The following is a 23,488-nucleotide window of genomic DNA, read 5'->3' on the forward strand; positions in this document are numbered from 1 at the left end:
TCGATAAAGCGTTTTTCAGTCTCTTAGCCCAAAGCCGTGCGCGCGTGAAGAGACGTTGTCACAAGGCCCGGGACTAGTTTCGGAAATGCGGTTGACGACCGTCAAATTCCTTCGACGATCATCATCTCCGCGTCAGCGACTTCCTGACGGATTTTGGCCGCCGCCTGGTATTCGGGCGAGTTGTAGCAATCGATCGCGTGCTGCACCGAGGGGAATTCGATGATGACGTTGCGTGCGCGTGCCTTGCCCTCAAGTTCGGTCAACGCACCGCCGCGGGCCAGAAAGTTGGCGCCGAACCGCTCGAAAGCGGGCTTCGCTGTCGAGACGTAGTCCTTGTAGCGCTCGTTGTCGCGTACATCGACGCGCGCGATCCAGTAACCCTTTGCCATTTCGTCTCCTCCGATGGTCCTTATTGATTTGCCGGAAAGCTGGCGCGCAGCATGTCGTCAAGAATGGCGCGGGCTGCTGCTTTCGGATCTTCTGCTCTGACGATGGGGCGGCCGACAACCAGATGGCTCGAACCGGCCCTGATGGCGTCGAAAGGTGTCATCACGCGCTTCTGGTCTCCCGCCTCGGCACCGGCCGGGCGAATACCAGGGGTGACGACGGCAAGGTCGGGGCCAAGGATTTCACGCACCGCCGTCGATTCCTCTGCCGAACAGACGATGCCGCCCATGCCCGCCTCGCGCGCCTGTTCCGCACGGCGCAGCACCAGCGAACGGGCATCCGATGCATAGCCGGCCTCGGCAAGATCGGCGTCGTCCATCGAGGTTAGCACGGTGACACCAAGCAGGCAGAGGCCGGAGCCTTCGGCTGCCTTGACTGCGGCGCGCATGGCTTTCGGGTAGGCATGCAGGGTCAGCATCGACATGCCCATGCGGGCGATGTTTTCGACGCCGGAGGCGACAGTATTGTCGATGTCGAGCAGTTTCATGTCGAGAAAGACTTTCTTGCCGCTCTGGGCAAGGTCGCGGGCGAATTCGAGACCGCCGGCAAATACCAGCTGATAGCCGATCTTGTAGAACAGAACCTCATCGCCGATCTTCGACACGATGTCTTCAGCTTGTTGCACAGTCGGAACATCGAGCCCGACGATCAGTTTTTCGCGCGCGGTCATTGTCTTATCCCTGCCATGTTTCCATTGCCGTCCAGTCGCATGTGGGGCGCTGAGCTGCAAGTGAAAATTCGGCGATTGGGAACCGGAAAAGGTTGCCGCCGCCGGGTGGCTGGTCCTTGCTGCGGCTGATGCCGACGCCTTCGATATGGCATTTCAAAAGCGTGCCGACGCCGCCATGGCCGACAAAGGCAATCGGCTGTTGCGGGTCGTGCCGGTCGAGAACAGCCCTCACGGCGTTAACAATTCGCGCCTGCGCATCGATTGCCCGTTCCCAGCCGTGAAAGCTTTCTTGCGGATGGGTAAAAAACCAGTCGGCAGCCTTTTCGAATTCCGGCGGCGTCAGGAAGCCTGTGGCCGACCGGTCGTTCTCATGCATCGCCTCGATGATCTCTATCTCCGCACCGGATGTTTCGGCAAGGATTCGGGCGGTTTCGATGGCTTTGGTTTCCGCGCTCGACACGATCCGGCGCAATGCGCGTGCCCATGGCATGCGGCTTGCCTCAAGCGCCCGCTGTACACCCAAGTCCGAAAGTCCCCATTCCGGAACCGGAACCTCCGGATCGATCCGGACCTGGGGATGGGTAATGTAAAGGGCATGCATGGGACGGTCCTCAATGGCGATGGAAGGGCAAATCAGGACCCTAACCATCTGTCACGACCGGGAAATGACGGCCTTACCCACTCTGCCGTGTGATCAGGCCCGCGTATAGGTCCACAATTGCGCCGGAGGAATGTTGCGCACGATGAAATCGAAATGGCGGATATGGTAGAGATGCGGCTGCGCAACGATCGGGGAAATCGGACCGTAGGATATCTGTATGACGGGGCGGCCATGCGGCACGCGTTTCAGCAATTCGTCGAGAAGTTTGATGCGGGCGGCCATCGGGAAATTCAGCATCGGTACGGCGGAAATGACGCTGTCGAACATCTGGCCCTGGTGCTCGCCAAGTGTCGCATTCAGATCGAAGGCATCGCCATTGATGAAGTTGACGCCCGGATAGCTTCTGAGAAGCTGATTGTAGAAATCGGTCGAATATTCGATGGCCGTCAGGCGCTCAGGCTTGATGCCGCGTGCCAGAATGGCCTTGGTGATGACACCGGTGCCGGGGCCGAGTTCGAGAACTGGCAGGTCGGAATGGGGGTCGATGACACTCGCCATTTTTCTTGCCGTGATGGAGGATGTCGGGACGATGGCTCCGACCTTTTTCGGCTGGCTGACCATGCCTTTGAAAAAGCGGATTTCTTCCTCAAATTTTCTTTCAAAGCGTTGCTTCAGGTTGAGTGCCATAATTCCCCTCGGATGTATTTTGGTCATTGTCAAAAAAATGTTACGCACTGTTGATCTCATTTGGCGCTAAAACAAGGCAAAATGTCGTAATTGGAAAAATTCGTTTAGCGTTAGAAATCTGTCTGCGCCGAATCAAAAAACGCCGGTGGAGCGATCCACCGGCGTTTTTTGATTGATTTGAAGAAAAAAAGTCCACTTTAAACACGCATCGGCATCAGAACATAAAGCGCATCGTCGCCGGCGGTGTCGCGAACGAGCGTCGGCGAGCCCGCATCCGCCAGAAGGAAAATCGCGTCTTCACCGGAAAGCTGCGAGGTGATGTCGAGGAGATATTTGGCATTGAAGCCGATTTCCATCGAATCATTGTCGTAGCCGACAGCCACTTCTTCCGTCGCACTGCCCGAATCCGGATTGTTGACGGTCAGCGTCAGCTGTCCGTTGGTCAAAGCCAGCTTCACGGCGCGGCCGCGCTCGGAAGAGATGGTCGACACGCGATCGACCGCGCGGGCGAAGGTCTGGCAATCGACGCGCATTTCCTTGTCGTTGCCGGTGGGGATGACGCGCTGGTAGTCCGGGAAAGTGCCGTCGATCAGCTTCGAGGTCAAAACGACCGAGCCGATGGTCAGGCGGATTTTCGCGTCCGATACCTCGACGGTGACATCAAGTTCGGGATTGTCCATCAGCTTTTGCAATTCGCCGACGGTCTTGCGCGGAATGATGATGCCCGGCATGCCTTCGGAGCCGGAAGGCGCATCCACATCGGCGCGCGCAAGGCGGTGACCGTCCGTCGCGACTGCGCGCAGCTTGAGGTCGCCGTTGCTTTCGATGGTGTGGAAGAAGATGCCGTTCAGATAATAGCGTGTCTCTTCGGTCGAAATCGCAAATTGCGTCCGGTCGATCAGCATCTTCAGGTCGGTCGCCTTCAGTTTGAAGGTGTGGCTGAAGGTACCGGCGGTCAGATCCGGGAAATCGGTTTCCGGAAGGCATTGCAGCGAGAATTTCGAACGGCCGGAAGCAACCGTCATCGTGGAGCCATCCGGATTGGTGGCCAGAAGCACTTCGGAACCATCCGGCAGCTTGCGCACGATTTCATAAAGCAGATGCGCCGGCACGGTGGTCGCGCCCGCCTGCTCCACCATGGCCGGCGTCGCTTCGGTGATTTCGAGGTCGAGGTCGGTCGCCTTCATATCCAGATTGGCGCCGGATGCGCGCAGCAGAACGTTGGACAGGATCGGGATCGTGTTACGACGCTCGACGACCCTGTGGACGTGGTTCAGCGATTTAAGAAGGTTCGACCGCTCAAGAGTAATACGCATGGACGCTACCGCTTTCAACCGTTGCGACCCGGCCACCGCCGGATCGGTAAGAAGAGTCTTGACCGGCCGGAACGCCGGATAATGTGGACGGGCAAAATGGCAGAGTTATTGCAGAAAATGCAAGAGCCGAGTGCATCTGACGCCGGTCATTTTGCTGCTATACAGCATGATCCACAGCCTGTGACCGCCCGTGGACCTTGTTCGCCTGTTTTCTATTGCCCATAAAGGGGTAAAACTGGAACGACCGGCCGTAAATGATCGGCCAGAATGATTGGAAGCCGTGTGACGGAAGAAATATCGAACAGCGACGCCGGACAGGCGACCAAGAGCTTCAGGATCGGCACGGCCACTATTCCGGCGCGGCCGCTGGAGCCGGCGCTCTATCTCGTGGCCACCCCCATCGGCAATCTCGGCGACATCACCATCCGGGCGCTGGAAACGCTGGCGTCGGCCGACGTCCTTGCCTGCGAGGATACCCGCGTCACCCGCATTTTGCTCGAGCGTTACGGTATCCGCACACGTCCGCTCTCCTATCACGAGCATAATGCGCAGGAAGCGGGGCCAAAACTCATCGCGGCTTTGGAGGCCGGAAAATCCGTGGCGCTGGTGTCGGATGCCGGAACGCCACTCGTCTCCGATCCCGGTTATCGCCTCGGTCAGCTCGCGCTGGAGGCCGGTCATCGCGTCGTGCCGGTGCCGGGAGCGTCGGCGCCGCTTGCTGCCCTTGTCGGTTCTGGCATGCCGAGCGACGCCTTTCTGTTCGCGGGCTTTCTGCCGGTAAAGGATCGCGGCAAGCGCGACCGTTTTGCCGAACTTGCGAAAATTCCGGCCACCCTCATGTTTTTTGAATCGCCACGCCGCATTGGCACCTCCGTAAAGGTGGCATCGGAAGTCCTTGGCCGCGATCGCCGTGCTGTGGTGTGCCGCGAGCTGACCAAGACTTTCGAGGAGTTCCGGCGTGGCACGCTGGGCGAGCTTGCGGAATATTACGACGAGGACCGTGTGGTGAAGGGCGAGATCGTGCTCCTGATAGAACCGCCCTCTTATGACGAAATTCCTGATATCGAGGATGTCGAGAGACTTCTGAAGGATCTCGTCACAACCATGCCTGCCGCAAAGGCCGCAGCCGAGGCGGCAAAGCTGACCGGCCTGCCGCGCAAGGAGCTTTATCAACGGCTGCTGGATATGAAGGATGCGGATGGCCGCTGACGGGCGAACGAACAAAAGACGAAAGGCCGAGCAACGCGGCCACACTGCGGAATACTGGGCAGCACTCTTTCTGCTGTTTCGGGGATACCGCATCCTCGCCATTCGTTATCGAACCCGGCTGGGGGAAATCGATCTCATTGCCCGCAAAAAGGATGTCGTCGCCATCGTCGAGGTCAAGGCGCGGCCCTCCGGTGCCGGCGCTGTCGATGCGGTCGGCTTCCGTTCGCAACAGCGCATTCGGGCGGCTGCCGATATATGGCTCTCCCGCCGCAAGGATGCCGCGCGGTTTTCGTTGCGTTTCGATATCGTTGCAGTCCTGCCACGACGCCTGCCGCAGCATTTCATCGACGCTTTTTGAGGGGAGGGAAGGCAATGTCCACTGAGCGGGAAAAAATGGCCGCCGGCGAATGGTATTGCTGCATGGATGCCGAACTGGACGTGCTGCGCGCCCGCGCCCGCCGTGCCGTTCACCAGCACAACACCGCGCCGCCGGATGAGCGCGGGGCCATGTCGCCTTTGCTGCGGGCGCTCTTTGCCTCCGTTGCGGAAGGGGGCTTTATCGAAGCGCCGTTTCATTGCGCTTACGGCTTCAACATTACGCTGGGTGCGAACGTCTATCTCAATACCGGCTGCGTCATTCTTGATTCCGCGCCCGTGCGGATTGGCGATGGCGCGATGTTGGGGCCGGCCGTGCAGATCTATTGCGCTGAACATCATCTGGACCCGGTTCCGCGTTCGCAAGGCATTGAAATCGCAAAGCCGGTAACGATCGGTCGCGATGTCTGGATCGGCGGCGGCGCGATCCTTCTGGCCGGCATCACGATTGGCGATGGCGCGATCGTTGGGGCCGGTTCGGTGGTGACGCGGGATGTCTTAGCCGGGACGACGGTGGTCGGAAATCCGGCTCGCCCGATAAAGCGCAAGGACGCTTGAGACATCCGTTTCTGGAAGAATGGAGTCCCTATCGCAGGGACTGTAATAAATCTGACATAAAACCGTTAAAGAGGCGTCATGGAACGTCTCTATTCGCATCCTCATCCCAATAAATGGTGGAGAGGATTTAGTAATGTTGAAGAAGATTTCCATGGCCGCAGTGGCGGTCAGCATTTCGGCAACGTCTTCCATGGCAGCGACCAACATCACTTGGTGGCATGGCATGGGCGGCCGTAACGGCGAAGTCATCAACGAAGTTTCGCAGAAGTTCAACGAAGCCCAGAAGGAATGCGCTCTGACGCCGGTTTCCAAGGGCTCATACGAAGAAGCGCTTGCAAGCGGCATCGCTGCTTTCCGTTCGGGCGAACAGCCGAACATTCTCCAGGTTTTCGATGCTGGCGCTGCCACCATCATCAACGCCAAGGGCGCTGTCATTCCTGCGGAAGACCTCATCAACAAGGCCGGTTACAAGTTCGACCGCGAAGCCTTCATCAACGGCGTCCGCTATTTCTACGCTGCCGCTGACGGCAAGTTCGTTGGCATGCCTTTCAACACTTCCGCGCCGATCATGTATGTCAACGACGAAGCCCTGAAGAAGGCCGGCGTCGAAGCTCCGAAGACCTGGGAAGACTTTGAAAAGGTCGCACCGAAGCTGAAGGAAGCCGGCTACATCCCGCTCGTCCAGTCGCAGCTCACCTGGCAGTTCACGGAGAACTTCTTCTCCCGCAACAACATCCAGTTCGCAACCAACAACAATGGTTACGACAGCGTCACCGACACCAAGCTCAAGGTCACCGACCCGAACCTCGTCATGATGTTCGACAAGCTGAAGGACTGGAAAGACAAGGGTCTGTTTGCCTACTACGGCGCCGGCTGGAACGACAACCAGAAGCCCTTCGAAGAAGGCAAGGTTGCCCTCTGGATCGGTTCCTCGGGTTCGTTCGGTGGCCTGCAGAAGACGGCGTCCATGCCGTTCTCGGCAACCTTCCTTCCCTACTGGGGCTCCATCAAGGGCGCTGGCACCAACTCCTTCATCGGCGGCGCTGCCCTCTTTGCAATGTCGGGCAAGTCCGAGGCCGAAAACAAGTGCGTGGCTGACTTCTTCCAGTTCCTGACCTCGCCGGAAATCCAGGTCTTCTACCACAAGGCAACCGGTTACGTCGCTATTACCACGGCTGCTTACGAAAAGGCCAAGGCTGAAGGCTTCTACAAGGAAAAGCCTGCCGCCGAAGTCGGTATCCAGCAGCTGTCGCTGCCTTCAGGCGAATGGTCCAAGGGCTACCGCCTCGGTTTCTACCCGCAGATCCGCTCCATCATGGAACGCGAATACAACCGCATCTTCTCCGGCGAAGTAACGCCGAAGGACGCCTTCGACATCATCGAAAAGGAAGGCAACGATCTTCTCGCCCGTTTCGCTAAAACGGCTGGCTGATCTCCCTTTTCGAAACCAACGATAGTTGTCGAGCCTCCTTTCCGCCGGAAAGGAGGCTCGCTCTTGGATTAAGGAGGCGCAAGCGTGGCCTATACATCGTCTCAACCGCGTCTGGCCCGGTTTCTATCCGGCCGGTCTGCAAAAACCGGAAAAATGGCGAAGGCCGCAGAAGCCAGCATGAAGCGCGTGCAGTTCTCCTCGTCCTACGTGCCCTATCTGTTTCTGGCGCCGCAGCTGGCGGTGATTTTCATCTTCTTCTACTGGCCTTCCGTTCAGGCCGTGCAATCGTCGTTCTTTATCGAAGACCCTTTCGGGTTCGGTGCAACGTTCGTGGGCTTCGCCAATTATTCCGATGCCATCTTCAATCCGGAATATCTCAACATCGCCAAATTCACGGTTGTCTTCACCGTGCTGGTCACTTTCTTTTCGCTGGCGCTCGGTCTTTTGCTTGCGGTCAAAGCCGATGCGGTTATTCGCGGCAGTTCCGCCTACAAGACGTTGCTGATCTCCGTTTACGCCATCGCGCCGCCGGTTGCGGGTCTCATCGGCATGATGTTTTTCGACCAGCATATCGGGCCTTTCGTCAAGATGGCTGCGTTTTTGGGCTGGGATATGAAGGTTGGCCTCAACTACTTCGATACGGCCTTCGCCATGATTGCCGTCGCGGTCTGGAAGCAGATCCCTTATAATTTCATCTTCTTCCTGTCCGGATTGCAGGGCGTATCCGTCGCCGTGCGCGAGGCCGCCGCCATCGATTGCCGATCGGGCGTGCGCCGGTTCTGGACAGTCATCATGCCGCTTCTGGCACCGACTGCCTTCTTCCTGCTGATCATCAACATCACCTATTCGCTGTTCGATACGTTCGGCATTATCGACGTGATGGTGAAGGACAAGGCCGCCAACAATCCGATTACGCTGGTATACAAGGTCTTTCTCGATGGTTTCCGTGGCAATGACATCGGCGGTTCTTCTGCCCAGTCCGTCATCCTAATGCTGGTCGTCTTCGTTCTGACCATCATCCAGTTCCGCTTCATCGAAAAACGCATCCATTACAATTGAGGGAAAAGACAATGTACAAGACAAAACCCCTCGACCATCTGGTGCTGATCATCGGCGCACTGTTACTGATATTGCCTGTCGTCGTGGCATTCATGACGTCCACCCATACGGCGGCGGAAATCCACCGCAGTGGCCTGACACTCGTTCCGGGTGACAATTTCGTCGGAACCTATGAAAAGGTCCTGACGCAGAAGGGCGGCTTCACCGGGCAGATCACCGGTCTCAACATGGTGCTCAACTCGCTGATCCTCGGCATCGGTTTTGCCGTCGGTAAGATCGTCCTGTCGATGATGGCAGCCTATGCGATCGTCTATTTCCGGTTCCGGTTTGCAACGCTTGCCTTCTGGATCATCTTCACCACCCTGCTTCTGCCGCTCGAAGTGCGCATCATGCCGTCCTATGAGGTGATGAGCAAACTCGGCCTCTTGAACTCCTATACCGGTCTGATCGTGCCGCTTCTGGCGTCTGCTACGGGCACCTTCTATTTCCGGCAGTTCTTCAAATCCATTCCTGAGGAATTACTGGAAGCCGCTCGCATAGACGGTGCCGGCCCGGTCAAGTTCTTCATTGATGTGATCATCCCGCTTTCCCGTACCATGATGGCGGCGATCTTCATCATCATGTTCGTTTACGGCTGGAACCAGTACCTCTGGCCCATGCTGATGACCACGGACGAGAGTTTCTTCACCCTGATGCGCGGCATCAAGTCGATCCTGCAAGTCTGGGTCGGTTCGCAAATCCCCGATTACAACGAAGCTTTCGCGCTTGCCGTTCTGGCCATGCTGCCGCCTGTGATGATCGTCGTGATCTTCCAGCGCTGGTTCATCAAGGGCCTGACCGAAAGCGACAAATAAGGAAACTGAAAATGGCCGCGATAGAAATCAGTCAGGTCTGCAAGGATTATCATGGCGGCGTGCGTGCCGTGCATCACGTCGATATCGACATCAGGGACGGCGAGTTCATTGTTCTCGTCGGTCCCTCCGGCTGCGGCAAGTCCACGCTCCTGCGTATGGTCGCCGGACTTGAGGATATTTCCGAAGGCACGGTGAAGATCGGTGACCGGGTGGTCAACCAGGTAGATCCGGCTGACCGGGATATTGCCATGGTCTTCCAGAACTATGCGCTCTATCCGCATATGTCGGTGCGTCAGAACCTGGAATACGGGTTGAAGAACCGCAAGACGCCGAAGGCGGAGATCGACGCGCGCGTAGCCGAGGCCGCCCGCATGCTCCAGCTCGAACCCTATCTGGAGCGCAAGCCGCGCGCCCTTTCCGGCGGCCAGCGTCAGCGAGTCGCCATGGGCCGCGCCATCGTGCGCAAACCGGCGGCCTTCCTGTTCGATGAGCCCCTGTCCAACCTTGATGCCAAACTGCGCGTTTCCATGCGCGGCGAGATCAAGCGCCTGCAAAAACGCCTCGGCACCACTTCGATCTACGTCACGCACGACCAGCTGGAAGCCATGACGCTGGCAGATCGTCTGGTGGTGCTGAACAGCGGCCGCATCGAACAGATCGGCGCACCGCTTGAGGTCTATCACACCCCCGCTTCCACCTTTGTCGCAAGCTTCATCGGCTCTCCCGCCATGAACCTGCTGAACGGCGAGTTGCACGGGGATAGCCTTGCCGTCGGGCCGTCGCTGCTCGCGCTCAACGGTTTCGCCCCCACCTCCGGCCCGGTTACTGTGGGCATGCGGGCGGAAGATTTCCGCCTGGCGGCCGCAGGTGAGCCCGGTTTTTCGCTACGCGTCGAATATATCGAGGAACTCGGCTCGCAGCGTCTTATCCACGGTATGATCGGCGACCAGAACCTGACCGTGGCGTTTTCGCCGGAGGTCGAGATTCCGGCTACCTTGTCGGTCGCCATATCTCCGGACAAGCTGCACTTCTTCTCCAGCGAGACCGGCAAGCGCATTGCCGGCAAGGCGGAACAGGCCATGGCGCAGCCCGTGCAGCTGGCAACGGCCTGAGTGGACGATGAGAAATCGGCGCGATCACTAAAATTGCGCCGATTGTCAAAACCGCTTCGTTACGATCCCGATGATAGAAGATCTCCAATAATTCACGGGGGTTTTCTAATATGCCTTTAAAGATGATGTTCGCGGCGGCTGCGACCATGGCGATCCGCACGGTGCCGATATTGCCGGCCTCTTTGCGCCGGGCAAAAGACGAGGGCGTGGTTAGCGCGTCCTGCACCGATTTGCGCCTGCAGCCGGCCCCCATCAACCCCGACTGGATCATTTCCGGCGATCCTCAGGCGCGCGCGGCGGATCATTCCAGAAGCGGCGACCGCGCTTCCAGTACTGCCATGTGGGATTGTACGGCGGGCGAGTTCCGCTGGTTCTTCGGTTGGGACGAGACCGTCTATATCCTTGAGGGTGAGGTGCATGTAACGGCGGAAGACGGCACAGTCAGTATCCTGCGGGTGGGTGACGTCGCTTATTTCCGCGCGGGAACATGGGCCACCTGGCGGGTGGATGAGTATGTCCGCAAGGTTGCCTTCATGCGCCGTCCTTTCCCCACGGCGCTGGCTCTGGCCTACCGGGTCAAGAACAAGCTGTTTGCCGGTCGTTCCTACAAGCTGGCGGCCTGAACTGGTAAAACACTCTGGCAGGTGGGGCGCTGCGCAGCGCCACCTGCGGAATTGTGAAGGTTCAATAAAACTCACAAAAAGCACCCCTCGCAGCAGTTGCGTTTGAATGGTCGCTGCCCTACATCTTCAGGGTTTTCTGAAGCATTTCCGGGTCTCTTCCGGTCCTGCGGGGAATCGTGAAAAGACGAGGCAATGGGCACGGCGGAACCGCGAAGCGTCCGCATGCTGCAAGAGGAAGATGCGCATGGCGAAGATCAAGAACGTCGCGATCCAGATGGATCATGTCTCCGGCATCAATATCGCCGGCGACTCCACTTTCGCCATGAGCCTTGAGGCGCAGGCACGTGGATACCGGCTGTTTCACTACACCCCCGAACGCCTCTCCATGCGCGATGGCAAGATCTACGCGACCGTCGAACAGATGGAACTGCGCGATATCAAGGGCGACCATTTTTCGCTCTCGGAGCCCGAGCGGGTCGATCTCTCGACCATGGATGTCATTCATCTGCGCCAGGATCCGCCATTCGACATGGCCTACATCACCTCGACCCACTTGCTCGAGCGCATTCATCCCAAAACGCTTGTTGTCAACGATCCCGCCTGGGTCCGCAACTCGCCGGAAAAGATTTTCGTCACCGAATTCGCCGATCTGATGCCGAAGACGCTGATCACCAAGGATGTCGCTGAAATCGCCCGCTTCCGCAATGAAATGGGCGATATCATCCTCAAGCCGCTTTATGGCAATGGTGGTGCAGGTGTCTTCCATTCCGCGCGGGACGACCGCAATTTCTCATCGCTGCTGGAAATGTTCGGCCAGATGTTCCGCGAACCCTATATCGCCCAGGAATACTTGCCGGATGTTCGAAAGGGCGACAAGCGTATCCTCCTGGTAGATGGCGAACCCGTTGGCGCGATCAACCGCGTGCCGGCGGAAAATGATGCCCGCTCCAACATGCATGCCGGCGGCCGCCCGGAGCCAACGGAACTCACCGCGCGCGAGAAGGAAATCTGCCGCCGCATCGGCCCCGCCCTGCGCGAGCGCGGTTTCCTGTTCGTTGGCATCGACGTGATCGGCGATTACCTCACGGAAATCAACGTCACCTCACCGACAGGCATTCGTGAAGTGCAGAAATTCGGCGGCGCCGATGTGGCAAGCCTGTTGTGGGATGCGATCGAGAAAAAGCGCGAAGCACAGGATTTCTGAGGCAATTTCCTCGCCACCTGCGTTTGTTCCGCGTGCACAACTCTATACAACTGAAATACACCGTGTGCGCGAAATTGTTCGCTTAATGTTCTTGTTTTATTCTTTGCTCTGTGGCAGTTTACTTGAGGGTGGCCGCCATCGGGGCATAATGCTTTGATGTTGCGGCCGGTTTGCGGGGGCAGGCCATGGTGGCACGGGTCAATACGGTTGCATTTCAGGGAATAGAGGGTGTGCCGGTCGAGGTGCAGGTGATGGTCGCACCCGGAAAGGTCGGCATCCAGATCGTCGGCCTACCGGACAAGGCGGTGGCGGAAAGCCGGGAGCGGGTGCAGGCCGCGCTCCACGCCTCGGGTCTGGCGCTGCCGGCAAAAAAAGTCACGGTCAATCTGGCGCCTGCGGATTTGCCCAAGGAAGGATCGCATTTCGATCTTCCGATCGCTTTGGGTCTCATGGCCGCTTTGGGAGCGATACCGGCGGAAGCGCTCGGGCAATATGTGGTTCTCGGCGAGCTCAATCTCGATGGCACCATCGGCACGGTTTCGGGCGCTCTGCCCGCGGCCATCGGTGCCAATTCGCTCGGTAAGGGTTTGATTTGCCCGGCCGATAGCGGGCCGGAAGCAGCCTGGGCCGGCGCTGGCATCGATATTCTCGCCCCACGCAGCCTTATTGCGCTTGCCAACCATTTTCGCGGCACCCAGCTTCTCTCCCGCCCGATGCCCGCCATCCGCGCCAATCCGGTCAATTTGCCGGATCTGGCCGATATCAAGGGGCAGGAGACGGCCCGGCGCGCGCTGGAAGTGGCAGCTGCCGGTGGCCATAATCTGCTGACGTTGTGCTACATTAATTCGCTGTTGTCTGATATCTCGCCGTGTGAAATCTTCGGGAGATTACAGGAGGCATAAATGGCGACGTGGCTTGAGGATATTAAACAAGTGTTCGAGGCGGTCGGCGGGGAGGTTCACTACAGCGACCTTTACGAAGAACTGGGACGCATCCGTGGGCGGAAACTGTCTCGGAACGACGAAGCGACAGTGCGCAAAGAGGTTGAGCGCTTCTCGTCGGACTCAGACAATTGGAAAGAAGGGCGGGCCGACCTCTTTCGCTCAGCTCGTGGAAAGGGGAAAGGCTTTTGGTCGTTGGCAGATACTAGCGCAGAGCTCGACGCGATGCCTTCGGACGAATCCAGTATCCTGGAAGACACCGCTCCTCCTGCAAGGCGAGAGTATGTGAGAGAAATCATTTTAAGGAACTCTCGTCCAGTTCGTGCTCTCAAGGCGCTTTACAAAGGCCGTTGCCAGGTCTCGGGTGAGGCCTTGATGGATGGTATAGCTGGCGACCTCACAGAAGCGCACCACATACACTGGTTGACACGAGGCGGACTAGATGTCGAAGCAAATATGATCATTGTGTCACCAACGTTCCATGCGGCCATCCACGCGGTTGATGCTGATTTCGATTGGACAACTCTTACCTTTATTGTTTCCGGAAAACGCTTTCCTCTGATGCTCAACAAGCATCTGAAACGGCAAACATGAAATACACTGGGTCGCCATTTTAGGCGATGTTGTGATACATAAATTCAATGTTTTTGACTAAAAAATCCGGCCAAAAAATTGAGCTTCGGTGACAGGGTTAGGGGATATATACGGTCACGCAACCGCCACCAATCATTGAGTAACGACATGACCGACAATCCCTACACCCGCTGGATCAGCTCTGATCTGAATCTAAGCAAGCCGGTCATCGCTGGCGACGTACTTAATAGGATTCCGCTGATTGTAGGCACTCGGGTTTTTGAGATGATGGGTGAAGGTCCACTGCCCAAAATCATGCTCGATTTCGAACATCTCCAGGTGGTTGACTATACTACATTCGAGGGTCTAACGCCGGGTCAACAGAGAAAAATCGCCGCACTTCATTCGAGCGATTTGATCAGACCCGAGGAAATGGTTTTTCTCGCGCTAACGTCACTGTTTCATTTTGTTTGGCCGAAGCCTGAGAGTGAGGACGACCTTCGCTACGCCGCGAGTTACCACTGGGTGCTCAACGATGTTCTCGTTAGCCAAGCGCTAGAACTTACAGGCAGCTTCTCAAAGCCCGACGGGTTACTTCCCTACTGGGGGCGGCTTGCCTTCCTCCGGGTCATGTCTGAACTTCCACCCGAACATATTATCCGCTTCGGGCTCGACAAAGTAGCGTGCGTTCTCGTTAAGAAGCCAAAGTTCAACGCAATGACTATTGCGCTGGATGAAGGGCCGCTGATTTGCATGAACTACGCGCTTGAGCCGATCTTGAAGCACCTAAATATGTTTCTCTTGCACTTTTACGACAGCGCTGACCTAGCAGGACCTAAGAGGCTTCCAAGGGCATGGAATGGCATCTTGCCGACCGTGCTGCATTTCTGGTCCGAAGTAACGGCAACGAAGATTGTCAAGGTACCTACGATGATCTTCGATGAGGGTATTGCGGCGACTGTGCACCAGATGACCGCTGATCAAATCGACTTCATCCTTATGCACGAGATAGGCCATGTTGCTCTCAATCATCCACGACGCCTTAAAGCTGAGCTAGATAGCCATCGAGACGCGACCGTACTGAGGCATGAGTTCGAGTTTGGAGCAGATGCTTTTGCTCTTGGCTTAATGCGGTCGCGTTTCATGGAGGGTGCTCGTGCCCGGGCAAAACAACCCCACGGTGAGCGAGAGCCTCGTGATACAGATGACGATATCACTGCGTTGCTCCACGACTATCAGCGCAGACTCGGTTCCGTCTATCTTTTGTTCACCTACATGGATTTCATTCAGCGAGCAGGTGAACTGTTGCGTGATCGTCTGGGCACCAGTGTCCGTCTCAACAGCCGCATGGACACACATCCCCGAGCCGCCGACCGCCTAGAGCGACTAGAATTGATCAACCTCGGCGAATATCTCTACAGTAGTCCAATAAAGCGATACGCACATGACTTTCTGCAGTCTGTACTAGATTATGCAGAAAATATGGATGAAAGCGAGTTGTTGGACGGCGTAACTGCGGCTATCGGCTAATGAGGATGGCTCGCCGAGGGCGGCGGGACCGTCGGCGCTCCTCCTTCGTCCCCCAGTTTACAAGGTTAAATTGAAGTTTTGAAGTGAGGTGGGGGAGGCAGCCGGACCACGCTAACATTATGCTACATTAATTGGGAATTTTGTTGTCAGCAATTTGCCGAGGCGAGCTGAATTAGCGTTTGGCTAGGAAGGTGGGCGAATCGATCCTGACCACGTACAATTCGCGCCATCTCGATTTATTGGAGGGAAAATGACTATCAAACTTGAAGCTGCCTATCACGAGGCAGGCCATATTGTGGCCGCCTACCACTCAAAGTTTTACGATGTCGTCAGCGGCATTCATCTGTTGAACGACGGTGCGGGCGGTTTCGATCTGAGCCTGAACGGGAGGAAATGCAGAGAGGCTGGAAAAGCCGACGATGCGACCGCTCAGAAAGACAAAGAGGTGACGCGGGACGCTGTTGTGATCCTCATGGCAGGATATGCCGCTGAGCTGATCGCGAAGGAAAAGAGTTCTGCGATAACGCCTCATCGGCCATCGGCCGATCCTGATTATAGCATGGCTGGCACCTTTCTAAAAGGCGCCGGTCTTTCGCAAAAGATAGACCGTGCCGAACAGGAAGCTAGAGCTATCCTGATCGAAAATTGGGCGACGGTTGAAAGGCTTGCGACCTTGGCTTTTGAAAAGAAAGGTTTGTCATGGTTGGAGGTTTCGGAGGTACTCGATCCCGAGGTCTGACCAATTCACGCTACGGGAAAGAGTGATTGTGTGGTTGTTTCCACAAATCCCAGACCATGTGGTTCGAGCGCAAAAAACTCGAACTTAGGGTCTGTAGGCCAAATGTACCCCTTCGCCTGGGCCATGGCAGCGATCTTTTCGGGTGTGTTATTTAAGGCGTATTCGAATTTTCTAACATTCTGCAATACGTGATCGGCAGCCAACGAAGCTTTCACGGCAGTTCCCGCCGTCGTCACTCCTCCTGCCGGTTTAAAAACGCGACCGTTGACTTCAACGAGGCAGTTTACACCGACCTTCCGAAGTTGGTTACGCTCTTCTTCGGTGTAGTGGACCGAAAGCCCAATGGCTCCTTTTATTAAGTGGATTAGGTTCGCATCCGGCCATTCGTCCGCCAGTATCTCAAGAATGTGATCACGATTGAAATCATGGTGGGTCATGAGATCAAGGACGTAGGCATCCTGTTCGTGGAACACGACAAATAGGAGCGGGTCGTCCCGCGTCACAAAGCCGTCAGCCTCAATTGCTTGCGAAATGTGAAGGTGATGAACCTCCCATTCGAGCAACATCAAATCTAAGTCCTGACGACGGGCGATCTTCTTCGTGGAGGATTCAACAACCTGCTTAATCCGCTTGCTAAGATGTGGGGTGAGGTCAATGCCGGACTCGATCTTCGTGACAAGGGCATCAAGGTCGGCCTGCCGCGCTGCTGCAATAGGGTTCGTCATATATGCTGCAGAAAGATGAACACGGCGCGGCTTGGCCGGAATATGTCTGGCGATCCAGTTGTGGTAAACGATTAGCAGCTCCCGTGCATCTTTAGCCTGCATCTCAGCAACTAGGGCTGAATCCGTCGTGTCATATGGCAGGCTCGAAAGCGCCCAAGTCCTGATAGCCTTAGATAAATCGACTGCCATTTTTCAACCTTTCATCTACAAGCTCCAACCTGCATTGGGTCAAGGCATTAAGCAAGGCGGGAAGTCGGTTTATCGAACTTTCGAGTTTGACCGCTTCCAGCGCGAAGGAGACGGGTCGGTAGCCGTTGCTGACGTTGTGCTACATTAAATTAGGCAGCGTGGCGGCGCTTGCGGGTTGTAAGGCCCAAGCTTCTGTCGATGCCAGACACTCACTTCGATCCGCTAGGGCGCTTTTAGAATTGCGGACTCAAGACTCAATTGCGAACTGCTGTTTTCAAGTGTATTCTCTGCGTATTCTTGGGGGAGCAAATGGACACCGAAAGTCATACGGTCAATCAGCTTGAACTAACCAAGCAAATATACAGGTCTTTCCTTGATAGCCTTTATGAGGTTGATTACTATCGCGAAGTGAGGCTCGGGGTCGCATCGTACTCTCAGTATTATGATTTTGTTATTGCTTTGGGTACGGCACTTAGCGGTGGCACGGGAGTAATCGGGATTCTCAATGAGAGCAAGCCAATGGCTTACGTCTGCGGGGCTGTTACCTTGGCTTCGATAGTGCTGACTGCGGCAAAGCAGGCGTTCGACTGGCCCAGTAAGATCAATTTCGCGTCTGAAATGATGCAGCAGCATGCGGCTCATGCGGCGCGCTATAAGATTATCGTGGATCGGATACAGGCTGCTCACGCACTCACGAAAGATGCCATTCACGGGCACCTAGAGTTGCTTAATGAACAAGCTTCGATGCCCGTAGATCACTATAAGGCACTACCAATCGTAAAACGTAGGGAGCTTCAAGCTGCCATACAACAACGTGAGGCACCGAAGACTTGGTGGAAGCCCGATCCAACCGCAACAATGCCAGGATTTTGACAATGACGTACCGAGGACCACTTAAACCGCAGGACGAAGCACCGAACAAGCCGCCAGACCCTTGGGACCTGGTGGCTGATGGGGAGTGGATTCCGACGACACATCAAGCATGCAAGTAGTGTAAATATCAGAAGGCTCGCGCCGTTTCGGAAGCAGGAATACGTTCCTTCAGATTCAGGCGCTCTGTGACTAGCGTTTGTACCGGGCCAGTCAAAAGGAGAAAAGTCTGGTTCGAGTGCGAGAAGTCTGATGCTTACATCCGGGTCGAAGTTGTTGGTCGGGACAAGCACCTGGCATCAAGATGGGCCATAACCCATCTGTCGCCGACATCACCTCCTCGATCCTGGCTGCGGGATTTCGGACAAGCAAATTGCTTCAAAATTCTTAATATTAACATTGACTGACTAAGCTTTATTATCGATTGTAAGTGCTCTCTGTTTAACTGTGCATCCCAGACCAAGCAGCCGATAGAACCAGGGGGCAGCAATGACAGGTCTTAAAGACACGATCCGCAGGCAACTTGACACAAGCGGTACGCTCCTTCTTCGAGCGTCGAAATCATTGACGAATGAAGAATTCTTCTCCGAGCCGTCACATGGGGGCTCGATGGCGTGGACCCTAAGGCATTTATCTGGGCTTCAAGATTGGGCGGTCAATAGGGTCTTCGCGGGAGCGACCCCAAAGTTTGACCGTGAATTGCGGGAGGCCTTCAAGGGCGGGCGTGAAATCACCGATGAAGATCGCCAAAGGCTCGGCGGCCGAACCGAGATCGAGGGAGTCTTCGCACAGGAACAGTTCGAAACAATTGAGGCGCTAAACCGATTCGACGTAGATCGCTGGGACAATTCCACGCCTTCCGGCTGCCGCTTCCCCACCTATGGTACGTTATGGGAGCATTTAGCTACGCATAATTATTGGCATCTCGGCGCACTCTCAGTAAGTCACCCCCGGTTAGCCCAACTCGTACTTATAGCTCCGCGCTTTTACAGCGTGGACCCCGATGAATCAGCAGCGTGAGGGGAGAGTAAGAAATGACCAATATATCTGATCAGACATTGGACGAAGAGCTGGGAAAATTCTTTAAGCTGCATTGTTCACTAAACAGATCAATTGAAATGTGGTCTGGTAAAATAGACAAATACTGGCACGAAATACTTGGAAGCTCGTCATACGAAGAGTTCTGCATCAAGAACTGCGGGCGAATGGTCGAACATGATCGCTCGGAGGGTTATGGAGAGGTCTCTTGGATCGCCGACTACGAAGAGCGCTTCGGGACTCTTCCAAAGGTGTGGTTCTTGGCTAGCGATGGGACTTTCGATCAACACGTCTATGATGAATATGCTAGGACCGGCCGTATTGTTGCCTCTTGGGACTGCGGTCCTGTCATGCCCGACTCTAAGAAAAAAGGACCTGCTCAGCCCGCGTCGACGAAAGAGTCCGAAAAGCCTGCTCGCGCCCCGCAAGACGAGCACAAAGACCCAAAAGATGAGAAGTAGAGCTTCTCGTACAACAACAATTTCTGAGGGCGGCGAGGACCAAGCAAGACAGTTTCTGTCTGAGTCGTCCCGGTATTGCCCATTCATACTTCGAGCGCAGCAAGCTGGCACAGTTCGCTCATTCACCACAAATATCGACCTCGACAGGTCGGACGTTCATGATGTTTCTCTTGCATTCGTTCAGCTAACTGAACGCTATCTTGAAGAAAGAGCCGCCACGCACAGCGGCTGGCGAATGTTGCTTTGCTATAACGTTCTGTTCACGCAAAGGCGGTTTAGCGAGCTAGGAATTTCTGCACTCGCAGAGTTGCACTGGGCACTCAAGCACAAGTACACCTGCCAGGGAGTTATGTTTGGAAAATTCTGGCCAGACGAAGACTCCTATTCCTCAAAGCATCATCGGACGATGCCGAATGCCCCACTTCCTATGATCTCAATCCGATCCGCACAATCGGGTAATGACAGCCGCTTCTTCACCAAATCGGAACAACTGCTTCGCGAGTATCGAGATTGGTGTAGTTCAAAAAGCGAATCTTTTATTCGCCGTCGGCCGTAACCTCCGATGCTGTGCTAGATTAATCCGAGAAGTGACCGCTTCAATTTCTTCCTCAAATATCGGTCTTCGGCCTTGGCAGGAGGCGCTCCCACGCATGATTGGCGATGAACAGATGGCCGAGACCGGCAACGAAGAGCCTACAACGCTTCCGGCGTTGACCAATGTCCGCTTGGAGGGGTTTGGCTCCGAAGATGAAGCGCGCCGCCTCGGAACCGCCGTCTTAACTGTCATGCAGATGGCAGGCCGTTCCATGGACTTGTCGGGGATTGATGGCGTAACGGTCTCGACGGCCTATCATGAGGCATTGCTCGAACTGGATCGAGGGCTCGAAGGCCTTCGACCTCTGACCGCCTCTACTGAGGAAGAGGAGGGGGCGATAGGCGTGGCTATGTCGCCCGCTGTTCTGCGTGAAGGCCAAGTCAAGACGCACTTGCTGTTTAATGCAAACATCATCTTCCCGTTAATTGACGTAGAAAGCGAATTATTTCAACAAGCCGTGCATACCGTTGTCCATGAATGTGCACACGCTGCTCTTCACACCGCTTTCGACGGCGTCTTCCCCGGTGTCATCCTGCGCGAGCGGTTCGACGACCACTACGACACGTTCCGTGGGGAAGTCATTGACGCCTGCTGGCAGGAGTATGGCGCGACTCGACTAAGCGCAGTTTGGGGCGCTGATCCGACTGAGGGGTATGCGACAACCTTCACGACCGCGCTTCTGGAAACCGATGATGCGGCTAACGCATCGATCCGACTTTATCGGACCCATAGCGATCTGAATCGCGTTCTCTCCGAAGTGCTCCCCCTATACGCCCGACTTATCAAATGGGCATCCTACCTCATCGGCACCATGCATGGTCTTGAACGCAAGTTTGGGGACATCCCAGAGCTAGATGAGGCGTTGAAGGGACATTGGTTTGCCGAGTATTTCGGCAGGCTGGAAGTCGCCTATCAGGCAATCTGGGCGCAATTCGGCGTATGGCCTGACAAATCACCGTTCGACGCTATAGGCGACATCGCCTTGGAAATCCTAGACCAAGGCGGCATCATTCTAGCCAAGACGCGCGCAGATATCCCTTTTCGCCCGCACAACACGCCTCACTATGAAATCCTAAAACTCTTGGGCGGTCTTTAGCCAGCAAGCCGAAACGCGAAATTAGGATTCTCGAATCGGAAGGAGATCGGTAACGTCTGAATATGGATATCGTGAATTCATCTGTTGGCACGACCCAGGCGGTGGAGTGGAAGATTTACTCCGTGAGCAGGTCGGACAAAGCACCATTGCTCGCCTTCGTAAGGGGGGCACTGGAAGCCCACGATTGCAGGATAGTATACGCAAGCGAGCCTGACCGCGCGCCGTTTTACGTCGTCTATGACGGTCCAACTGGAGATCGTCAGGGTCTGCTCGTCTATGCATTCTTTGCGAATTCGAAGCTCACTAAGAATCGTCCTGAAGACGAACATCGCTTTCAAATCAAATATGGCAGCAATCTAAAGGGCATTCTTGAGGTAGCGGTAGACCCGTCGCAATTGATAACCACATTGTTTCTCGGCATCGACCCGGTCGAGAAAATCTTCGTGGCAGCCGATCCTCTTATGAACGCGCCTTCTCCGATGTCTCGCTCGATCGAATTTAAAGCCGAGCACGTCGCAATGATCCGTACCCGTGGTTGGGCGGTATGGGAGCGCGATCGCCGGCCGGGAAAATCGAAGACCCGGCCCACGGCGGAAATCGAAGACTATCGAACTGAAGTGCTGGTCGGAGGCAAGCAGGAGCGCCTTCTGGACCTGATCGCCCTGGAACGCATCGCCCGCGGCCTCGATCCCGGGGAACGCCACCTTGTGGCGGACAAAATGGGAATCCTCAAGACCGCGGCCAACGTCGCAGAACATCCGATTGTCAAAGAATTCGGTATTGCTCCCGAAGCGTTATTCGACCTGATCGAAGGAGCTGGGAGATTGAAAATGGCGGTGCGCGGTTGGGTCGCCGAGCAGCACCTTTTTGAAAAACTCAAAGTCATTCCCGGTGTTACGGATTGCATGCGGCTTGAAGAAGACGGGAAACCCGACGTTTCCCTCAGGTGGAACTGTGGAGCGCCAATCCTGATCGAATGCAAGAACACCCTACGGACCACATACGCAGACGGGCGGCCGAAAGTTGATTTCCAAAAAACGCGAGCGGCCAAGGGTAATCCATGCTCCCGCTATTACCGACCCGAAGATTTTCCGGTACTAGCTGCGTGTCTGCATGCGGTGACCGAGAACTGGGACTTCAAATTTGCGCTAACCGCCGAATTGGAGCCTCACAAATCTTGCACCGGGCGTATCAACAGCAGCATCGGCATTTCCGAGCCGATCTTCACCGATAAACCTGAACTGGTGTTCGCGCGGCACTACGGTTTGACTGCATAAGGGAGATTCTGGGAGTGAGCCTTAAAGCAATATCCCTTTTCAGCGGAGTCGGCGGGCTAGACTTCGGATTCGAGGCTGCGGGTTTCGAGACACGCGTGGCGCTCGATCTCGACCCGGTCGCTTGCGCGACGATGCGTCTCAATCGAAACTGGGCGGTCCTCGAAGGACCGATATCTGCGATACCGACTAAGACAATTCTGGATACAGCCGGCCTTCAGGCTGGTGAGGTCGACGTGCTGATCGGAGGGCCACCATGTCAGCCGTTCTCCAAGTCCGGCTACTGGGCTCGTGGGGATGCCTCCAGATTAAATGATCCACGGGCGGATACTTTGGGCCAGTACCTACGCGTCCTAGAAGACACCCTTCCCAAGGCTTTCCTTATCGAGAACGTGCCAGGCCTTGCCTATCGCGGTAAGGCCGAAGGGATAGAGGCGATCCGAGCCGGTGTCTCTGCGATCAATAAAAAAGCTGGAACGAATTACTCATTCGAATTCAAGGTGCTGAACGCCGCGAGTTACGGCGTTCCGCAAATGAGAGAGAGGGTGTTCATTGTAGGCGCGCGCGACGGGACGCGGTTCGAGTTTCCGAACCCAACCCATGGTGAACCTAGTTCCGGACTTGAGCCTTTCCGCACCGCTTGGGACGCATTCGCCGACTTGCCCCGGCCGGCGGACCTGGAATCCCTGAAAGTGCAAGGGAAGTGGGCCGACCTCCTGCCTTCCATTCCAGAAGGCAATAATTATCTTTGGCATACAGAGCGTGGTGGCGGGCAGCCTCTATTCGGCTGGCGGAGGCGGTACTGGAATTTTCTGCTCAAGCTGGCAAAGAACAAGCCAGCATGGACGATACAGGCTCAACCGGGGCCGGCGACTGGCCCTTTCCATTGGGAAAATCGGCGACTCTCGACCCGCGAGCTTTGTAGGTTACAGACATTCCCGGATTTCCTTCGGTTTGATTGTACCCGAGCCGATGTCCAGCGGTTGGTCGGGAATGCAGTGCCCTCAGCTTTGGCTGAGATGTTGGCACTGGAGATCACGCGACAATTCTTTGTAAGAAATATCCCCCGAAGCAGCGCGTCGTTACTTCCGTGCGGACAGGTCCACGTGCCCGCCGCTGCCACGCCTGCGCCAGTTGAGGCTAAATTCCTACACCTGCTTGGCAGCGATTCAGAACATCCTGGTACGGGGCTTGGCCGAAGTGCTTCAAATCGCGCTGCGGCGGCTGTTTGAGACCCAAGGGAAACACGTCACGTACCTTTACATAACGGTATCCCATTGCCAAAACTGTGCCACGGTCTGACGTTGTGA

Annotated in this window: 25 protein-coding genes and 1 pseudogene; 20 read left to right on the forward strand and 6 right to left on the reverse strand. The window is 55.9% G+C overall.

The window, feature by feature from the left end:
* Nucleotides 1-101: 101 nt before the first annotated feature.
* From CRO62_RS19095 to dnaN, 5 genes are all read right to left on the reverse strand, one after another.
* Nucleotides 102-389 carry a DUF1330 domain-containing protein gene (locus CRO62_RS19095; protein ID WP_003514697.1) on the reverse strand — a complete coding sequence of 96 codons (288 nt, stop codon included), beginning with the start codon at nucleotides 387-389 and terminating at the stop codon, nucleotides 102-104.
* 20 nt (nucleotides 390-409) lie between these two features.
* Nucleotides 410-1,117: an orotidine-5'-phosphate decarboxylase gene (gene pyrF, locus CRO62_RS19100; protein ID WP_097101232.1), complete on the reverse strand. Its 708-nt coding sequence runs from the start codon at nucleotides 1,115-1,117 to the stop codon at nucleotides 410-412.
* A gap of 4 nt (nucleotides 1,118-1,121) precedes the next feature.
* Nucleotides 1,122-1,718 (reverse strand): histidine phosphatase family protein, encoded by a 597-nt coding sequence (locus CRO62_RS19105; RefSeq protein WP_097101234.1) that lies wholly within the window; start codon nucleotides 1,716-1,718, stop codon nucleotides 1,122-1,124.
* Between the two features lie 93 nt (nucleotides 1,719-1,811).
* Nucleotides 1,812-2,405 carry a phospholipid N-methyltransferase PmtA gene (pmtA, locus tag CRO62_RS19110; protein WP_003514702.1) on the reverse strand — a complete coding sequence of 198 codons (594 nt, stop codon included), beginning with the start codon at nucleotides 2,403-2,405 and terminating at the stop codon, nucleotides 1,812-1,814.
* Nucleotides 2,406-2,602: 197 nt separating this feature from the next.
* A complete protein-coding gene (gene dnaN / locus CRO62_RS19115) occupies nucleotides 2,603-3,721 on the reverse strand; it encodes a DNA polymerase III subunit beta (RefSeq protein ID WP_003514704.1) in 1,119 nt (372 codons plus the stop codon).
* Nucleotides 3,722-3,988: 267 nt separating this feature from the next.
* Here dnaN and rsmI point away from each other — a divergent pair, with 267 nt between their 5' ends.
* The 13 genes and pseudogenes from rsmI to CRO62_RS19180 all read left to right on the forward strand — a co-directional run bounded on the left by rsmI (nucleotide 3,989) and on the right by CRO62_RS19180 (nucleotide 15,930).
* The gene (gene rsmI, locus CRO62_RS19120; protein WP_097101236.1) at nucleotides 3,989-4,930 is read left to right on the forward strand and encodes a 16S rRNA (cytidine(1402)-2'-O)-methyltransferase; all 942 of its coding nucleotides are present in this window, start codon (nucleotides 3,989-3,991) and stop codon (nucleotides 4,928-4,930) included.
* Nucleotides 4,920-5,288, forward strand: a complete 369-nt coding sequence (locus CRO62_RS19125) for a YraN family protein (RefSeq protein ID WP_097101238.1) — start codon at nucleotides 4,920-4,922, stop codon at nucleotides 5,286-5,288. Before rsmI ends, CRO62_RS19125 begins: the two co-directional genes overlap by 11 nt.
* A 14-nt stretch (nucleotides 5,289-5,302) precedes the next feature.
* On the forward strand, nucleotides 5,303-5,863 hold the full coding sequence (locus CRO62_RS19130; RefSeq protein ID WP_097101240.1) for a sugar O-acetyltransferase: 561 nt from the start codon (nucleotides 5,303-5,305) through the stop codon (nucleotides 5,861-5,863).
* Between the two features lie 133 nt (nucleotides 5,864-5,996).
* Nucleotides 5,997-7,295: an extracellular solute-binding protein gene (locus tag CRO62_RS19135; protein WP_003514712.1), complete on the forward strand. Its 1,299-nt coding sequence runs from the start codon at nucleotides 5,997-5,999 to the stop codon at nucleotides 7,293-7,295.
* Nucleotides 7,296-7,379: 84 nt separating this feature from the next.
* Nucleotides 7,380-8,354, forward strand: a complete 975-nt coding sequence (locus CRO62_RS19140; protein ID WP_179784575.1) for a carbohydrate ABC transporter permease — start codon at nucleotides 7,380-7,382, stop codon at nucleotides 8,352-8,354.
* Nucleotides 8,355-8,365: 11 nt separating this feature from the next.
* A complete protein-coding gene (ugpE, locus tag CRO62_RS19145) occupies nucleotides 8,366-9,208 on the forward strand; it encodes a sn-glycerol-3-phosphate ABC transporter permease UgpE (protein WP_097101242.1) in 843 nt (280 codons plus the stop codon).
* A gap of 11 nt (nucleotides 9,209-9,219) precedes the next feature.
* Complete coding sequence (locus CRO62_RS19150) at nucleotides 9,220-10,320, forward strand: sn-glycerol-3-phosphate import ATP-binding protein UgpC (RefSeq protein WP_097101244.1); 1,101 nt, start codon at nucleotides 9,220-9,222, stop codon at nucleotides 10,318-10,320.
* Between the two features lie 110 nt (nucleotides 10,321-10,430).
* Nucleotides 10,431-10,943, forward strand: a complete 513-nt coding sequence (locus tag CRO62_RS19155; RefSeq protein WP_065659811.1) for a cupin domain-containing protein — start codon at nucleotides 10,431-10,433, stop codon at nucleotides 10,941-10,943.
* Nucleotides 10,944-11,187: 244 nt separating this feature from the next.
* A complete protein-coding gene (gene gshB / locus CRO62_RS19160; protein ID WP_097101246.1) occupies nucleotides 11,188-12,147 on the forward strand; it encodes a glutathione synthase in 960 nt (319 codons plus the stop codon).
* A 185-nt stretch (nucleotides 12,148-12,332) separates the two neighbouring features.
* A pseudogene (locus tag CRO62_RS19165) lies at nucleotides 12,333-12,974 on the forward strand (magnesium chelatase domain-containing protein); the annotation flags it as partial.
* Between the two features lie 75 nt (nucleotides 12,975-13,049).
* Entirely contained in the window at nucleotides 13,050-13,682 is a 633-nt protein-coding gene (locus CRO62_RS19170) for a hypothetical protein (protein ID WP_097101249.1), read from the forward strand.
* Nucleotides 13,683-13,829: 147 nt separating this feature from the next.
* Nucleotides 13,830-15,191, forward strand: coding sequence for a hypothetical protein (locus CRO62_RS19175; protein ID WP_097101251.1), 1,362 nt, complete (start codon nucleotides 13,830-13,832; stop codon nucleotides 15,189-15,191).
* Nucleotides 15,192-15,441: 250 nt separating this feature from the next.
* A complete protein-coding gene (locus tag CRO62_RS19180) occupies nucleotides 15,442-15,930 on the forward strand; it encodes a hypothetical protein (RefSeq protein ID WP_097101254.1) in 489 nt (162 codons plus the stop codon).
* A 5-nt stretch (nucleotides 15,931-15,935) separates the two neighbouring features.
* Here the strand turns inward: CRO62_RS19180 and CRO62_RS19185 are convergent, their stop codons facing one another.
* Nucleotides 15,936-16,844, reverse strand: a complete 909-nt coding sequence (locus tag CRO62_RS19185) for a hypothetical protein (RefSeq protein ID WP_097101256.1) — start codon at nucleotides 16,842-16,844, stop codon at nucleotides 15,936-15,938.
* Nucleotides 16,845-17,153: 309 nt separating this feature from the next.
* Here CRO62_RS19185 and CRO62_RS19190 point away from each other — a divergent pair, with 309 nt between their 5' ends.
* From CRO62_RS19190 to CRO62_RS19215, 7 genes are all read left to right on the forward strand, one after another.
* Entirely contained in the window at nucleotides 17,154-17,717 is a 564-nt protein-coding gene (locus CRO62_RS19190; protein ID WP_097101258.1) for a hypothetical protein, read from the forward strand.
* Nucleotides 17,718-18,203: 486 nt separating this feature from the next.
* Nucleotides 18,204-18,734, forward strand: a complete 531-nt coding sequence (locus tag CRO62_RS19195) for a DinB family protein (RefSeq protein WP_143539395.1) — start codon at nucleotides 18,204-18,206, stop codon at nucleotides 18,732-18,734.
* A gap of 14 nt (nucleotides 18,735-18,748) precedes the next feature.
* Entirely contained in the window at nucleotides 18,749-19,213 is a 465-nt protein-coding gene (locus CRO62_RS19200; protein ID WP_097101263.1) for a hypothetical protein, read from the forward strand.
* Nucleotides 19,203-19,769, forward strand: a complete 567-nt coding sequence (locus CRO62_RS27800; protein ID WP_369605481.1) for a DUF6875 domain-containing protein — start codon at nucleotides 19,203-19,205, stop codon at nucleotides 19,767-19,769. The genes CRO62_RS19200 and CRO62_RS27800 overlap by 11 nt, the downstream gene beginning before the upstream one ends.
* Nucleotides 19,770-19,863: 94 nt before the next feature.
* Entirely contained in the window at nucleotides 19,864-20,904 is a 1,041-nt protein-coding gene (locus CRO62_RS19205; protein ID WP_097101265.1) for a hypothetical protein, read from the forward strand.
* A gap of 62 nt (nucleotides 20,905-20,966) precedes the next feature.
* A complete protein-coding gene (locus CRO62_RS19210) occupies nucleotides 20,967-22,181 on the forward strand; it encodes a hypothetical protein (protein WP_097101267.1) in 1,215 nt (404 codons plus the stop codon).
* A gap of 14 nt (nucleotides 22,182-22,195) precedes the next feature.
* Nucleotides 22,196-23,410 carry a DNA cytosine methyltransferase gene (locus tag CRO62_RS19215; RefSeq protein WP_210201858.1) on the forward strand — a complete coding sequence of 405 codons (1,215 nt, stop codon included), beginning with the start codon at nucleotides 22,196-22,198 and terminating at the stop codon, nucleotides 23,408-23,410.
* The last annotated feature ends 78 nt before the right edge of the window (nucleotides 23,411-23,488 follow it).

This window comes from Rhizobium sp. AN6A, assembly GCF_900215635.1.
Lineage (GTDB): Bacteria > Pseudomonadota > Alphaproteobacteria > Rhizobiales > Rhizobiaceae > Agrobacterium > Agrobacterium tumefaciens.

Coding starts and splice junctions, on each gene's coding strand:
- CRO62_RS19135 (WP_003514712.1), top strand. CDS start 5,997: ATGTTGAAGAAGATTTCCATGGCCGCAGTGGCGGTCAGCATTTCGGCA.
- pmtA (WP_003514702.1), bottom strand. CDS start 2,405: ATGGCACTCAACCTGAAGCAACGCTTTGAAAGAAAATTTGAGGAAGAA.
- dnaN (WP_003514704.1), bottom strand. CDS start 3,721: ATGCGTATTACTCTTGAGCGGTCGAACCTTCTTAAATCGCTGAACCAC.
- CRO62_RS19130 (WP_097101240.1), top strand. CDS start 5,303: ATGTCCACTGAGCGGGAAAAAATGGCCGCCGGCGAATGGTATTGCTGC.
- ugpE (WP_097101242.1), top strand. CDS start 8,366: ATGTACAAGACAAAACCCCTCGACCATCTGGTGCTGATCATCGGCGCA.
- CRO62_RS19205 (WP_097101265.1), top strand. CDS start 19,864: ATGATTGGCGATGAACAGATGGCCGAGACCGGCAACGAAGAGCCTACA.
- CRO62_RS19175 (WP_097101251.1), top strand. CDS start 13,830: ATGACCGACAATCCCTACACCCGCTGGATCAGCTCTGATCTGAATCTA.
- CRO62_RS19180 (WP_097101254.1), top strand. CDS start 15,442: ATGACTATCAAACTTGAAGCTGCCTATCACGAGGCAGGCCATATTGTG.
- CRO62_RS19190 (WP_097101258.1), top strand. CDS start 17,154: ATGGACACCGAAAGTCATACGGTCAATCAGCTTGAACTAACCAAGCAA.
- CRO62_RS19150 (WP_097101244.1), top strand. CDS start 9,220: ATGGCCGCGATAGAAATCAGTCAGGTCTGCAAGGATTATCATGGCGGC.
- CRO62_RS19195 (WP_143539395.1), top strand. CDS start 18,204: ATGACAGGTCTTAAAGACACGATCCGCAGGCAACTTGACACAAGCGGT.
- CRO62_RS19155 (WP_065659811.1), top strand. CDS start 10,431: ATGCCTTTAAAGATGATGTTCGCGGCGGCTGCGACCATGGCGATCCGC.
- pyrF (WP_097101232.1), bottom strand. CDS start 1,117: ATGACCGCGCGCGAAAAACTGATCGTCGGGCTCGATGTTCCGACTGTG.
- CRO62_RS19170 (WP_097101249.1), top strand. CDS start 13,050: ATGGCGACGTGGCTTGAGGATATTAAACAAGTGTTCGAGGCGGTCGGC.
- CRO62_RS19125 (WP_097101238.1), top strand. CDS start 4,920: ATGGCCGCTGACGGGCGAACGAACAAAAGACGAAAGGCCGAGCAACGC.
- gshB (WP_097101246.1), top strand. CDS start 11,188: ATGGCGAAGATCAAGAACGTCGCGATCCAGATGGATCATGTCTCCGGC.
- CRO62_RS27800 (WP_369605481.1), top strand. CDS start 19,203: ATGAGAAGTAGAGCTTCTCGTACAACAACAATTTCTGAGGGCGGCGAG.
- CRO62_RS19200 (WP_097101263.1), top strand. CDS start 18,749: ATGACCAATATATCTGATCAGACATTGGACGAAGAGCTGGGAAAATTC.
- CRO62_RS19105 (WP_097101234.1), bottom strand. CDS start 1,718: ATGCATGCCCTTTACATTACCCATCCCCAGGTCCGGATCGATCCGGAG.
- rsmI (WP_097101236.1), top strand. CDS start 3,989: ATGATTGGAAGCCGTGTGACGGAAGAAATATCGAACAGCGACGCCGGA.
- CRO62_RS19185 (WP_097101256.1), bottom strand. CDS start 16,844: ATGGCAGTCGATTTATCTAAGGCTATCAGGACTTGGGCGCTTTCGAGC.
- CRO62_RS19095 (WP_003514697.1), bottom strand. CDS start 389: ATGGCAAAGGGTTACTGGATCGCGCGCGTCGATGTACGCGACAACGAG.
- CRO62_RS19210 (WP_097101267.1), top strand. CDS start 20,967: ATGGATATCGTGAATTCATCTGTTGGCACGACCCAGGCGGTGGAGTGG.